At 64.9% G+C, this 13,103-nt stretch carries 12 protein-coding genes; all 12 read right to left on the reverse strand.

Going from position 1 to position 13,103, the window contains the following annotated elements:
* The gene (locus ACNO8X_RS21515) at window positions 1-645 is read right to left on the reverse strand and encodes a hypothetical protein (protein ID WP_418002628.1); all 645 of its coding nucleotides are present in this window, start codon (window positions 643-645) and stop codon (window positions 1-3) included.
* Window positions 642-1,274 carry a mammalian cell entry protein gene (locus ACNO8X_RS21520; RefSeq protein WP_418002629.1) on the reverse strand — a complete coding sequence of 211 codons (633 nt, stop codon included), beginning with the start codon at window positions 1,272-1,274 and terminating at the stop codon, window positions 642-644. Before ACNO8X_RS21520 ends, ACNO8X_RS21515 begins: the two co-directional genes overlap by 4 nt.
* Window positions 1,238-2,689, reverse strand: coding sequence for an MCE family protein (locus ACNO8X_RS21525; protein WP_418002630.1), 1,452 nt, complete (start codon window positions 2,687-2,689; stop codon window positions 1,238-1,240). The genes ACNO8X_RS21520 and ACNO8X_RS21525 overlap by 37 nt, the downstream gene beginning before the upstream one ends.
* Window positions 2,689-3,846: an MCE family protein gene (locus ACNO8X_RS21530; RefSeq protein WP_418002631.1), complete on the reverse strand. Its 1,158-nt coding sequence runs from the start codon at window positions 3,844-3,846 to the stop codon at window positions 2,689-2,691. The genes ACNO8X_RS21525 and ACNO8X_RS21530 overlap by 1 nt, the downstream gene beginning before the upstream one ends.
* Complete coding sequence (locus ACNO8X_RS21535; RefSeq protein WP_418002632.1) at window positions 3,843-5,153, reverse strand: MCE family protein; 1,311 nt, start codon at window positions 5,151-5,153, stop codon at window positions 3,843-3,845. Before ACNO8X_RS21535 ends, ACNO8X_RS21530 begins: the two co-directional genes overlap by 4 nt.
* Window positions 5,150-6,487, reverse strand: a complete 1,338-nt coding sequence (locus ACNO8X_RS21540) for an MCE family protein (RefSeq protein ID WP_418002633.1) — start codon at window positions 6,485-6,487, stop codon at window positions 5,150-5,152. The genes ACNO8X_RS21535 and ACNO8X_RS21540 overlap by 4 nt, the downstream gene beginning before the upstream one ends.
* Entirely contained in the window at window positions 6,484-7,488 is a 1,005-nt protein-coding gene (locus tag ACNO8X_RS21545) for an MCE family protein (RefSeq protein ID WP_418005990.1), read from the reverse strand. The genes ACNO8X_RS21540 and ACNO8X_RS21545 overlap by 4 nt, the downstream gene beginning before the upstream one ends.
* Before the next feature lie 60 nt (window positions 7,489-7,548).
* Complete coding sequence (locus tag ACNO8X_RS21550; RefSeq protein WP_418002634.1) at window positions 7,549-8,982, reverse strand: MCE family protein; 1,434 nt, start codon at window positions 8,980-8,982, stop codon at window positions 7,549-7,551.
* Window positions 8,983-8,985: 3 nt separating this feature from the next.
* The gene (locus tag ACNO8X_RS21555) at window positions 8,986-9,840 is read right to left on the reverse strand and encodes an ABC transporter permease (RefSeq protein WP_418002635.1); all 855 of its coding nucleotides are present in this window, start codon (window positions 9,838-9,840) and stop codon (window positions 8,986-8,988) included.
* 9 nt (window positions 9,841-9,849) lie between these two features.
* The gene (locus ACNO8X_RS21560; protein WP_043399751.1) at window positions 9,850-10,623 is read right to left on the reverse strand and encodes an MlaE family ABC transporter permease; all 774 of its coding nucleotides are present in this window, start codon (window positions 10,621-10,623) and stop codon (window positions 9,850-9,852) included.
* 343 nt (window positions 10,624-10,966) lie between these two features.
* Window positions 10,967-12,040, reverse strand: a complete 1,074-nt coding sequence (locus ACNO8X_RS21565; protein WP_418002636.1) for a response regulator transcription factor — start codon at window positions 12,038-12,040, stop codon at window positions 10,967-10,969.
* On the reverse strand, window positions 12,037-13,095 hold the full coding sequence (locus tag ACNO8X_RS21570; RefSeq protein WP_418002637.1) for a LuxR C-terminal-related transcriptional regulator: 1,059 nt from the start codon (window positions 13,093-13,095) through the stop codon (window positions 12,037-12,039). The genes ACNO8X_RS21565 and ACNO8X_RS21570 overlap by 4 nt, the downstream gene beginning before the upstream one ends.
* Window positions 13,096-13,103: the final 8 nt, after the last annotated feature.

Raw genomic sequence — 13,103 nt, forward strand, 5'->3', positions numbered from 1 at the left:
TCAGATCGGATCGAATTGCGAGATGAGCCAACGCCCCTCGACCTTGTCGAGGGTCACGCGAACACTCGACGCGGTGCTGGTCGGGGCGCTGTCGCCGATGATCATCGTCTGGTCCACGAACAGCATCACCACGGCATGCGACGGCGCTGCCTTGGTCCAGGCCGCCGCGGGCACCGTAGCAACGGCCGAGATCTTCTTCTGTTTGGACCCGGGGATCACCACGTCCTTGGTCAGCGAGGTGTAGGAGTTGAGGAAGTTGCCGGTCATGTACTTCTTGGCGGCTTCCAGATCCTTCTCGACGGTCTCGGGCTTGTAGGACAGCAAGGCGATGGTGCCGTCGGTGGCGGCCTTGGTGGATTCCTTTGTGGCCGTGTCAGTCTGGCTCATGGACACGTCTTTCCACTGCAGGTAGCCGGCCGTGGCGCCGAGCGCCAGGACGAGCGCGGGCAGCAGTCCGTAGACAGCCACGCTCCCCCACGCGACGCGGCGCCGCCCAGCGGCAGGCGCCGCGTCGGTGGTCTCTGTGAGCGACCCGGGTACCGAGTCGTCGGCCTCGACCGCGTTGTCGAGCTCATCCACCGAAGCCATTGCCTCGTCGGACTTTTCAGCTGCGGCATTGTCGCCGCGGGACTTGATCATTTTCACGGCACAAACTCCACGTTCGACACCTTCATCGCATCACCGACTTTCTGCACCGATATCCGCATCCGCCACTCCCGTGGATCCTGTGCCGGCGTACCGACATTCGCGGTCTTGACCGCCACTGCGACGAGCACCTGCGCCGCGTCACCGGACTCCGATTCCAGCCCGGCCTCGACGATCGAGCCGCTGGAAGTTGACTTCGCCTCCTTGACCACCTTGATGAAAGGTGCTGACCGTTTGGCGAAGTCGTCGTAGAACTCGCCCGTCGCGCTGTCGAGGATGCGCTGCACGTCGGCGTCGGCGCGCTGCCAGTCGATGGTCGTCAGGTTCAGCGCGCCCTGCCTCGCGGCCTGGACGATCTGGCTCTGGCGCTCGTCGACCTGAGTCGCGCGGTGCGTCCGCACTGCCAACCACCCGACGAGGGCGCTCAGTGCGATCACCAGGATCAGCCCGATCACCGCCGCGAGCCTGCGCACCGGCTTCGGCTTCGTAGGCGCGCCGACAAGATCGTCGACAAGCTCGTCGACACCGGCGTCATCGATCTCATCAATGACTTCGATATCGGGATCGAGTACGGCGACCCCGCCGCCCTCGGTCAGCTCCCCGGCTGCGGCGTCATCATGCTTTGCCATGTCTTCTCCTTCGGAGCCGTGTTCGCCAAATCGGCTTGGGTGTAGGTCTTTCCGTCAGGACCGACGTAGGTCCCGGACGCCGGGTCGTACTCGGCCACCGCGACCGGCGGCGGTGGCGGCGCACCAGCCGGCGGCGGCGAACCGGGCGGCAGCTGCGGTACGTCCTGCCCGGTCCACGTGGCGTTCGGATCGCCCTTCCAGTTGTAGCCGTCGTTCAGCGGCACATACTGTTCGTCGCTCTCGCACTGCTTGACGGTGGGGGCGCGCTTGCCGGGCACCGTCTCGCACGGCAGGTTCTTCGCGCCACGGACGTTGAACATGCCGTCCTGCGGGGTCCGGCAGTAGAGGTTGCCGGCCGGCAGCTCCGGGTAGTCCTCCAACGCGGGATTGCGCATCTGTTGGGCCGGCAGGTAGCCGGTGCTACATACCGGCGGCAGGTTGACGTTCAAGTTGAAGCTCAGGTACGCGCCCTTGTAGGCCTGCTTGGTATCGCGGTTCGCGATAGTCACACCCTGGGCTGCTTCCGTCGTGCGGGGCAGGAGGACCAGGAGCTGTTCGAGGTTGGGTTGGTAGGTGATCGCCACCTTGTTGATGGAGACCAGATTCGCCAGCACCACCGGCAATGTCGGTCGCAACCGGTTGAACAACTGCCCCATTTCACCGAACGCCGGGCCGCCCTTGTCGAGCACCGTGCCCAGCGCCTTGTCCTGCTGTTGCAGTTCAGCGGTCACCGTGGCGACATTGGCTGCCCACGCCTGGATCGCGCCCGAGGAGTTGGACTGCGAATCGAGCACGGGCTTGACCTGATCGATCAGCTTGAGCATCGGGTCGAGGTTGGCGCGCGCGTCGATGGCCAGCTGGCTACCGCCCTTGACGATGTGCGAGAGCTCCGGTCCCAAACCGCCTACGGCCGTGGCCGATTCATCGATGACCGTCTTCAGGTTGTCCTTGGGCACCGCTTTGAGGCCCTTGGTCAAAGAGTCGATCACGGTGTTGATATCCACCGGCACCGAAGTGTGCGCCAGCGGGATCACGTCGCCGTCCTTGAGCGGTCGCGAGTTCGCACCGCGTGGTGTCAGTTGCACGAACTGCTCACCGATCGCCATCTGGCTGTGCACGTCGGCCTGCACATCCGACGGAATGTCGGTGCCCGAATTGAGCGACAGCTCCGCTTGCACGCCGGTGGGCGTCAGCCCCACGGACTGCACCCGGCCCACCACGGTGCCGCGGTAGGTGACGTTGCCGGTCGCGTACAGACCGCCGGTCTCGGGCAGCTCCATCCTCACCACGTAGCGACCGATGCCGAATAGCTTGGCGGGCAACTGCATGTAGATGAGGCTCATCATCGTCACCGCGATCAGTGCGATGACGGCGAAGATCGCGAGCTGAATTCTCACTCGTCTGTCTAGATGCATTACGGCCCCTGATCCCAGCGGTAGGGAATGGTCAGTGGGTTGCCCGGGTTGAACGGGCCACCCGCGGTACACGGACTCGGGAATTGACCGATGGTTCGGCCCCACTGCAGTTCCATCTCCGTCAGGTCGCACTCCCACCGGGTGCCGGTGAAGAACGCCTGATCGAGCCGGCTCAGGGTGAGGTCGACGACCGCGGTGAGGTTCGCGAAGTCACCGCGCTGCCACTTCTCGATGGTGTCGCTCGGGAAGGGCACCGTGGGAATGAAGCTCAGCGCCCGGGTCATGGCGGGCCCGGCGTTGGCGAGCTGTTCCAGCGTCGGCCCCAACTCCCGCAGCTCCTTGACCAGATTTTCCCTTGACTTGGTCACGGTGTCCGTCGCCAGCGCGGCGAACTTGCTGAGTTTGTCAGCCGCGGTGACCAGGTTCTCGCGCTCACCGTTGACCACCGCCAGTGCTTGCGGGATGGTGTCGATCGCGCGATCGAGGACCGGCTGGTTGGCGGCGAGCTTGCCCACCACCTGGTTCAGGCTCTCCGACGCGGCAATGATGTCGGGGGTCTGGTCCTTGAGATTGCCGGTGAACTGGTCGAGCTGCTTGATGAGGCTTCGCAGGTCTTCCGCCCGCCCATGAAATGCCGTGCTCAGCGCTTCGGTGATGTCCTGCACGTTGCCGATGCCACCGCCGTTGAGCACCATCGACACCGCCGACAGCGTCTGCTCGACCGAAGGGAAACTCCCGCTGTTCGCGAGCGGAATCACCGACCCCTGGTGCAGTTTGCCTTGTGGCCGAGCATCTTTGGGCGGCAGCAGTTCGAGGTGCAGCGTGCCCAGCAGACTGGTCAATCCGAGCTTGACGATCGCGTTCGCCGGTACGTCCACATCACCGTTGAGCTTCATGGTGACCAGCGCGTGCCAATCCTGTCGCTCGATCTTGGTGACCGTGCCGACGGTGACGTCAGCGACCCGGACCCGCGAATTCTCTTGCAGGTTGGTGACATCCGTCATCTGGGCCTGGACTTCGAACGCCCCGGGTCCCCCGCCTTCGGTGCCCGGCAGCGGCAGGCTGTTCGCGCCACGCCACCCCGAGCAACCGGCCGAAGCAAGCAACGTCACGGCGGCGAGGGCGCATCCGGCCGCCGAACGCAGACGGCGGCTCATGACCCACCGCCGGCTGGTGGCGTCATCATCCCTGCCAACCCGGCGTTGGCGTCGGTGGTCACTGTCTGGGCTGCCGGCGGCTCGGGCGCTGGCGCCGCCTGTTGCGCTACCGGGGCTGCTGTCGGCCGCGATGGTGGCACATAGTCGGGCCGCATCCAGTCCTCGCTGTAGGTGACTTCGTTGGGCCTGGCCTGGGTGCCGACAAACAGGTTCTCGCCCAGCGGCGGGAAGTTGTATTGGCGGTTCTTGACGATCGGCGCCAGGTACTGCGCGCACAGCTTCGCGGACTGGTCTGCGCCGAGGCGGGACGCGGCCTGGATCGCACCGCAGATGAAGCTGACCGGGTTGGCGAAGTTGTTGACCGCCAGGATGCCGGTCAACGAGCCGACCGCGGGCTCGTAGATGTTGTTGAGGTCGGCCAGCGCGGTAGGCGCCACGTGGAGCACCTGCTTGATGTCATCGAGGCTGCCCACCACCGCGGTGCTGATCGAGGCCAGCTTGTCCGACGCCGTCCCCGCGGCTTCCTTGTTGTCCGCGACGAAGGTCCGCAGGTCGTCGGCGACCGAACCCATGTCGCTCAACGCCCGACCGATCTTGGTCGGATCGTCGGCGAGCAGTCCGGACACCTCGGCCAGGTTGCCGTTCAGCCGCTCCAGCAGTCCGGTGCTGTCCTGCAGCGCCGACACCAGGGTCGACAGATTCTTGAACGTCGTGAACAAGTCGTTGCTGTGGTCGCCGAGGATCGAGACCGCCTGCGACAGCTTGATCACCGACTCCCTGATGCTGGCGCCCTGCCCGCGCAGGTTGTCGGCAGCGGTGTTGATGAATCCGCCGAGGGTGCTCACCCCACCCGGCTGGTCCGGCTTGAGCAGATCGGCGAGACGTTGCAGCTGTGACCGAACCTGGTCCCATTCCACCGGAACGGCCGTCCGGTTCTGCGGGATGACGGCGTCGCGGCCCATGGTCGGCCCGCCGCGGTAGGGCGGGATCAGCTGAATCGCCCTGCCGGTCACCAACTGTGGCGACAGGATGACGGCCTTCGCTTCGGCCGGCACCTTGTACTTGTCGGCGAACCAGAAGGTGATCTTCACCCGCTGCGGCTGCGGCTCGATCTTCTCGACCTTGCCGACGGGCACGCCTTGGATCATCACGTCGTCGCCCGCGAACAGCTGATTGCTGTTGTCGAAGTAGCCGACGACTTCGGTGTGTGACATGCGGTCGAACGCCTGCAGCGCGAAGTAGCCGCCGCCGAGAACCAGGGCCACCACGGCTGCCACGATGAGCGCACGCGTGGGCAGCTTGCTCATTGCTGTCCTCCTGCCCTCGGGATCTCAACGGGGTCCGACACATTCACTGGTGGTGCCTTCGGCGGTTCCGGCATGGCTGTCTGACCGGGCGCCAGCGCCGGCGGTCCAGGTGGCGGTGCGCCCGGAGGCGGTGCCGGCAGCGGTTCGCGGTACGGGTAGCAGCCGGGACCGGGCAACTGGGGGCCACAATTGGCGTCGCCGGGCTTACCGGTGATGGCGTCGGGGATGGTCAGGTTCGGCTCGCCGCCTTGACCGGTCCGCGGGAACGGCACCGGCAACGGCGGGGTGCCCGGCTGACCGGTCTGCGGATCCTGAAGCTGCGACGGCAGTTTCGTGTTCGGGTCCACCCCGAGGTCCGAGAATGCGGCATCGACGAACGGCTGCACGAACTGACCGGGCAGCAGGTTGACGATGTACGCCTTGAAGAACGGGCCCGAACCGACCGCGTCACCCAACGCCATGGCGTATTGGCTGAGTCCCTTCATCGCCTGTGTCAGACGTTCCTTGCGGTTGTCGACAATCGCCAGCACTCCGTTGAGTTTGTCCAGCGCCGGCCGCAATTGGGCCCGGTTCTCGGCGATCAATCCCTTGAGTTGCTGCGAGACCGACGACAGGCTGTTCCACAGCTGGCTGACCGCGGCGCTCTGCGAACGCAGTTGCACCAGTAGCGCATTGGTGTTCCGCACCAAGCCCACCACCTGGTCGCTGCGCTTGGCCAGCACCGTCGTCGCTTTCGAAGCGTTTTCGAGCAGGGTGCGCAGTTGGGCGTCGCGGTCGTTGAGGGTCTTGGAGAACCGCGCAATGCCGTTCACCGCTTCCTTCAAGTCCGGTGCGGTGTTCGCGAAAGCCTCCGAGACGGTGGCCAAGGAGTCCGACAACTGATGCGTGTCCAGTCCGCTGATGGCGGTGGTCACGTCGCCCAGGGCATCGGGGAGCTGATAGGCCGACGTCGTCCGTTCCAGCGGGATGGTGCCGGTGAGATCCCCACTGCCCTTGGGCACGACTTCGAGCATCTTGCTGCCCAAGACGCCCTTGGTCTTGATCGCGGCCTCGGTGCGTTCCCCGAGGTGCACGTCGTCGTCGATGCTGAACTTCACCAGCACCCGGGGACCGTCGAGGTCGATGCTGGCGACCCGACCCGCCGGGAATCCCGAAATATCCACGGGCGCACCGGTATGCAGGCCACTGGCGTCTTCGAAATAACCCGAGTACGTGGTCATTCCACTGACAAACGGAATCTTCTGGAACAGGAGCGCAACCGTGGCGACAAGCACCACGGCGCTGATCCCTATGGCGCCCAGGGCGAAATGACTTCGCTCGGCAAAAGGTTTCATCTGGGCGTGCACCGTCCCGTGGTCTGGCTGGCGACCTTGACGTACATCGGTTGTCCGCCTTTGCCGTTGAGCTTGAGCACCGCGTCGCACAGGTAGAAGCTGAAGAAGTCGCCGTAGATGCCCTGACGGGACAGCGCGCGGTACTTGTCGGGCAGGGTGTTGAGGAAGTTGTCGAAGTACTCGTGGTCGGCCACCACGAGGCCCGCGACCCGGTCCACTTCGTGGACGGTCTTGGCCAGCGGAGGCCTGGCCTCGGTCAGCAAGCCGGCAATAGAGTTGGCGGCCGCGTCGGTGTAGGCGACGGCGTTCGAGATGTCCGTCTTGCGTTGTGCCAGACGGTCAACCAGCTCCGACAACGAGACCACGGCCTTGTCGAGCTTGTCGCTCTTGCCACCGAAAGCGGTGAGAACCGAGTTCAAATTGACGACGACCTCTCCGATCAACTGATCGCGGTCGGCCAAAGTGTTGGTGACCACCGCGGCCTGCGCCAGGAACGATCCGATCGACGGTCCCTGCCCCTGCAGCGCCTGGATCAGCTGTCCGCTCAGATCGTTGATCTTGTCCGGGCTGAGGGCCTGGAACAGCGGACGGAACCCGCCGATGACGGCATCGAGGTCGAGGGCGGGCTGGGTGCGGCTGACGGGAATCGTGTCGCCGGCATTGAGCTTCTTGGTACCGCCGGCGCCTTCCTCGAGTGCCAGGAACCGATCGCCGACCACGTTGTCGTACCGAATCACCGCACGGGTGCCCTCGGTCAGCACAACGGAACTGTCCGCGCTGAATTCCACCGTCACCGTCGAGTCGCGGTTGATCTTCACGTTCTGGACCTGGCCGACTTCCACACCCGCGATGCGAACGTGGCTGTCCTTCTTCATGTTCGAGACGTTGGCGAACGTGGCGAAGTAGTTGCGGCCCTTCTCGAATCGCAGGTCGGCGAAAACGGCCCAGAGAGCCACCGTGCCGAGCGCACACACCGTCAGGAAGATGGCCAGACGCACCATCGTGCCTTTAAGACTCTCCACGGCACTCCTCCTGTCTCGGTCGTTGGTTGATCGTCATCGTCAGTTCCCGCCCACCTCGGCCGGCAACGCAGGCGCGTCCACCGGTGGCGGGACCTCTCCAGCGGACCCAGGCGCCGATTGCAGTTGTGCGTCAGCGGGATTGGGCGCCGCAGGCGGCACGCCCGGCCACAGCGGAACCCCGCCGGGTCCGTACAGCGCCGCGCCATATGGCGGCGCCCCGGGGTACGGGATCGGACCGGGAGCCGGACCGGGCAGGCACTGCCGAACGCTGGGCGCTTGCGGCACGGCGCGGGTGGTCTGGAACCACTGGGCGTAGCACGGGCTCCCGATGCCCGGGTTGGGCCTGATATCGAGTCCGGTGCCCCACCCGGTGTTGGTGATCAGTTGTCGCACCGGGAAGTTCTTGGCGATGTCGGGCAGCGAACCGCAGCCCGGCTTTCCACCCGGTCCGCCCTTCGCCCCGTTGATCGGCAGGTTGTCGGGGAAGACGTACGGATTCTTGCCCGGCAGCAGCGTCGCGTCGAGGATCAGAGACCGACCGTCGTCGCCACCGAACACTCCCCAGGCGCCCGAGTCGAGGAACTTCTTGGTGCCTTCCAGCCAGCAGGTGTATCCCGGGCTGTATTTCAGCAAGAGGTTCGTCGTGGGTTCCAAGGTGTTGATCGCGTCGACGAAGTTGTCCTTGCTCGGCCCCAGCAGGTCGGTGCCGGCCTCGGAGAATCCGATGACGTTCATCAGCAGGCTGTCGAGCGACTTGGACTTGTTCGTGACCGTGACGCTGGTGGTGCTGGCGGCATTCAAGATCTTCACGATGTTGTCCGCGGCCTGGCCATAGGTGTCGTTGAACTGTTTGAACGACCGCCAGTCGTCCTTGATCTTGTCCGAGCGGGCATTGAGTGCGGTCAGCACCTCGTTGAGATCCGTTGTGGCCTGGCCCATTCGCTCGCCCTGGCCGCGGACGCCGTCGGCGACGGCGCTGAGCACCGAGTTCAGCTTCGCCGGATCGACCATGTCCAACAGATTCACGATGTTCTCGAAGACCGTGTCGACCTCTGTGGTCGTGTGGACCGCGTGCAGCACAGTGCCGTCGGCAATGCGAGCGCTACTGGGTGTCTGCGGATACACCAGATCCACGAACTTGGCGCCGAACGCCGTCGTCACGCTCACTTGCGCACCGACGTTGGCGGGAATGTACTTCACCTGATCCGGATCGAGCTTGAGTTGCAGGGTCGCCCCCGACTTGTTCACGTCGATCTGGCTGACGCGGCCCACCAGCACGCCGCGCATCTTCACCTTCGCGTTGTTCTCCAGCACCAATCCCGCGCGGTCGGCCATCACCGTCACCGGCACGTAGGACTTCGCCGCGCCGGTGAAGATGACCACGGTCACCACCATGAACATTGCCGTGAACACGACCAGCGCCAGTGCCCACCATGAGTTCGGGATCCGTCGATCTCCCTTGCGCGTTTCCACCCGCTAACCCGCCATGTTGAAGTTGCCGGTCTGCCCGTAGATGGCCAGGGAGATGAAGACGATCTCGATGGCCGCGATCACCATGGACAAGCGCACCGCGCCGCCGACCGCCTCACCGACCCCGGCCGGACCGCCGGAGGCGTTGAACCCGAAGTAGGTGTGCACCAGCATGATGACGACCGTCATGGCCACGCATTGCGCGAAGGACCACATCAGGTCGGTCGGGTTGAGGAACGTGTTGAAGTAGTGGTCGTACACGCCGGCGCCCTGCCCGTAGATGGTGGTGGTGCCCATCCGCGCGGCGAAGAACGCCATCATCACCGCCACGCAGTACAACGGGATCACCACGACCACCGCGGCCAGCACCCGCGTCGAGGCGAGGTAGGTGATGCTGCGGATACCGATGACCTCGAGCGCGTCGATCTCCTCGTTGATGCGCATCGCGCCGATCTGTGCGGTGGCACCGGCGCCGATCGTGGCCGACAGCGCCACCGCGGTGGTCGCCGGCACGATCATCCGGACGTTGAGGAACGCCGACGCGAAGCCGGTGAGCGCCTCGAACCCGACGGATGAGAACTGGTTGTAGCCCTGGATCGCCACGAGGGCACCGGTGGTCATCGTCAAGAAGCCGACGATCGCGACGGTGCCACCGACGACCACGAGCGCGCCAGTGCCCAATCCCGTTGCCGCGATGAGCCGCAACAACTCGGCGCGGTAATTCATCACCGCGTCCGGAATCGCGGTGATGGTCTTCACGTAGAACGCGGCCTCTTCGCCCAACCTGTTCCACCGATTGACCACGGTCTTGTACAGCTTGTCGAGCCGCGGGTGCATGCGGCTGGGGACGTCGACAGTCATCGATTCACCTCACGACACCGTGTATTGGATCGCGACCGCGGTCACGATGACGTTGATGGCGAACAGCACCATGAAGGTGAACACCACGGTTTCGTTCACCGCGTTGCCCACACCCGCCGGACCGCCTTTGACGGAAGTGCCCTTGTAGCAAGCGATCAGGCCGGCAGCCATGCCGAACAAGGTCGCCTTGATCAACGCGACGATGATGTCCCCGGGGCCGGTGAGCAGGTCCAGTCCGCCGACGAATGCGCCCGCCGAGACGTGCTGAACCGCCACACAGAACAGGAAGGCGCCGATCAGACCCACGAGAATCACCGTGGCGGACAGGGCCAATGCCACCGTCGTCGCAGCCAGCACGCGGGGCACCACCAGGGACCGGATGGGGTTGATGCCCATGACGCGCAGCGCGTCGAGTTCTTCGCGGATGGTCCGGGCCCCGAGGTCGGCGCACATCGCCGTGGCGCCCGCCCCCGACACGACGAGCACCGTGACGATCGGGCCGATCTGGTTCACCGTGCCGATCGCGGCGCCGGTGCCCGAGAAGTCGGCCGCGCCGAATTCGGTCAGCAGAATGTTGAAGGTAAATGTCAGCAGCACCGCGAACGGCATTGTCAACAGCAGGGCGGGCAGCACCGATACCCGCGCGACGAACCATGTCTGCATCACATATTCGTGCCACGCGAATGGCGGCTGGAACATTTGCACAAAGGTGTCGAAAGTCATGGCGAAGAAGCCACCCAATGAGGTGACCGGCTTAGCCGCAGTGCGAGCAATCGCTACCATTTATCGCCCGCGCTTTCCAGCCATTGCGCGTAATCCATTACATATGGTCGATAAGCGATCGCTGCGGCCAACATGAGTGGAGACGTTATCAATGCAGGTCATCGACCAACACCTCCAGATGGAGGGATCTAACGGTGTGATACACCACCCATCGGGGGGACAGCTGTGAACTGGCCCACACTTCGGGCCGCGGAATCAGAATTCCGTCAGGACAGCATGAATAATCCATCGAAGGCGATTGCCGAATCGGCGTCCGAATAACCAGACAAAGGCGACTTAATTCACCGTGGCGGCAATAATTCGACGCATCGCCGACCCCGTGAATACAGAAAAAAGGGCGCGACTATTGCGCCCGTTCACCGAATCCGGACTGTGCGTCCATGTAAAGAGTGATGGCTTCCAGCCGATTGGCGGCGCCGATCTTGCGCAGGATTCTTTTCACGTGCGTCTTCACCGTTTCGACCGAGACGACGAGCGCTTCAGCGATCTCCGCGTTGGCATCGCCACGCACCATCCTGACGAACACGTCACGTTCGCGGTTGGATAACGCCGCCGTGAACACATCGACCGCGGCGTCCGACTCGAACGCGCCATCGTCGCCGTCCGCGTCCAGGCTGACGGCTGTTCCGGCAATGCGATCAGCTTCCTCGGCCAGCCGCGCGGCGGCACCGATGATCGATACCCGAAGCTGTTCCACCCGTTGCGAATTCAACAACCGCTCGTAGACGAAGGAGTACACCGACAGCAGCAAGCTCAGCGTGTCGACATCACCGTCAGCGATGGCGCCGCGGGCGCGCGACATGTGGACCAGCGCCACCACCTTCGCCTCGACGACGATCGGCGCGACCAGATAGTCCGGGGCACCCAGCACTTCGCAGAAGGCTTCGGTGGCCGGCACCTCGTCGCCGTCGGGGTGCACGATCCGCCGGAACCTGACGCAGTCCTGCTCAGCGATACAGGCCGTGCGCGGCACCGGTTTTCCCGTGCCGCGTGTGCCGTGCGATGTGACGGGGATGAATTTGTCGGGCGCTATCGACGACAACACCGCGCTGCTGAACCCGATGGTGTGACACAACTCTGTGCACACCTGGCGTTCGAGCGCCTGCACGGACGGGGCGGCTTTCAACCGCCGGATGCTGTCGATCACCGACCGCGCCGTCGCGCCGGAGTCGTCACCGCTGATCAGCCGCGCCTCGACCTGCGCTTGCAGGGACGCCATCAGGAGCCGCTGAGCCACGGCCGGCATGAGGGCGATACCTTCGCCGTCATCACCGAAGAGCACCTCCTCAGTCGTGGCCGCCGAGTTGGCGATGGCTTGCTCGAGGGTGGTCGCCTTGGTCGACCGCGGCAGGTTGAGCACGCTGCGCAGGTGTCCGTCAATCTGGTTGAGCCTGGTCACCATCGCTCGGCGCGTCATCGTGGACGTCCGCTCCCCACACCGGCGTCCATCGCCAGGTACATCGCGAGGGCGGCCGCCCGGTTGGTGGTGTTGAACTTCTCGGCGATGCGTTTGAGGTGCGACTTCACGGTGCCTTCGGAAATCAGCAGACACCGCGCGATGTCCCGATTGGTGGCGCCTGTTGCGACGTAGGACATGACCTCCCGCTCGCGCGGGGTCAGCTCGGGCGACGCGGGCTGATCACCGACCGGCTGAGCCGCCGCGTGAGGGTCACCTGCGGCCGGCACCGAGGCGCCCCCGGGCACCGGCCGCGTGATGAGTTGATCCATTGTGGCGCACAGCTTGTCGACCTCGATGCGCTGCTGCGACACCTTTTCCGCGAGTGCGGCCCGCTCGTACACCACTGCCAGGCACTCGGCGAATGCTTCGAGCAGATCGAATTGATCCATGACCGTGGTGTCGGGGCCTTCAGGGAAGTCGGCATGAAGCATTCCGATCACCGTGCCGCCCACGGTGATCGGCGCCGCGAGGTAGTCCTGGCGAGCGGACGCGGTCGCGCGGGACACCACGACCCCGTGTCTCCCGCCGATCAGGGCGGCCTCCGGCTCGGAATCCTCGAACTGGACGGGCGCGCCCACCGAGAACCCTTGGAAGGAGCCAGATGTGGCGGCACGACCGTGCAGATGCCGCGGCAGCCAGTCGCGCTCGCGAACTGTGGAGACCATCACCCGGGTGAATCCGAAGTCCCGGCACAACAACGTCATCGCGGTCTTGATGGTCTCTCGCGACGACGATCCGCGTAGTGCATCGACGGCGTGGCGAATGGCGTTCAGGCGCCCGACCCCACGAGCCGCCTCACGACCATTGAGCTCCCGCCGGAGCCGCTGAACCCCGGCCAACAGGTCATCGGTCGCGCCACCGGCAGCGCGCTGCCGTTCGAGGCGGTGCCGAAGGCAATCCAGTTGACGATCCAACTGGCGGTGCAGGCCGGATCCGCGGTGGTTGCACACTGGCGCGTGCAGATGGTCAGCGTCTGTCGCCACCTCAGCGCGCCCGGCGATGACCGTGACCATTCACTCCC

This window comes from Mycobacterium sp. PDNC021 (genome assembly GCF_048282635.1).
Lineage (GTDB): Bacteria > Actinomycetota > Actinomycetes > Mycobacteriales > Mycobacteriaceae > Mycobacterium > Mycobacterium llatzerense.

What these genes read in the sequence shown, in the direction of transcription:
- ACNO8X_RS21520 (WP_418002629.1), bottom strand. Translation starts at nt 1,274, where the DNA reads ATGGCAAAGCATGATGACGCCGCAGCCGGGGAGCTGACCGAGGGCGGC.
- ACNO8X_RS21525 (WP_418002630.1), bottom strand. Translation starts at nt 2,689, where the DNA reads ATGCATCTAGACAGACGAGTGAGAATTCAGCTCGCGATCTTCGCCGTC.
- ACNO8X_RS21530 (WP_418002631.1), bottom strand. Translation starts at nt 3,846, where the DNA reads ATGAGCCGCCGTCTGCGTTCGGCGGCCGGATGCGCCCTCGCCGCCGTG.
- ACNO8X_RS21535 (WP_418002632.1), bottom strand. Translation starts at nt 5,153, where the DNA reads ATGAGCAAGCTGCCCACGCGTGCGCTCATCGTGGCAGCCGTGGTGGCC.
- ACNO8X_RS21540 (WP_418002633.1), bottom strand. Translation starts at nt 6,487, where the DNA reads ATGAAACCTTTTGCCGAGCGAAGTCATTTCGCCCTGGGCGCCATAGGG.
- ACNO8X_RS21545 (WP_418005990.1), bottom strand. Translation starts at nt 7,488, where the DNA reads ATGGTGCGTCTGGCCATCTTCCTGACGGTGTGTGCGCTCGGCACGGTG.
- ACNO8X_RS21555 (WP_418002635.1), bottom strand. Translation starts at nt 9,840, where the DNA reads ATGACTGTCGACGTCCCCAGCCGCATGCACCCGCGGCTCGACAAGCTG.
- ACNO8X_RS21560 (WP_043399751.1), bottom strand. Translation starts at nt 10,623, where the DNA reads ATGGTAGCGATTGCTCGCACTGCGGCTAAGCCGGTCACCTCATTGGGT.
- ACNO8X_RS21565 (WP_418002636.1), bottom strand. Translation starts at nt 12,040, where the DNA reads ATGACGCGCCGAGCGATGGTGACCAGGCTCAACCAGATTGACGGACAC.
- ACNO8X_RS21570 (WP_418002637.1), bottom strand. Translation starts at nt 13,095, where the DNA reads ATGGTCACGGTCATCGCCGGGCGCGCTGAGGTGGCGACAGACGCTGAC.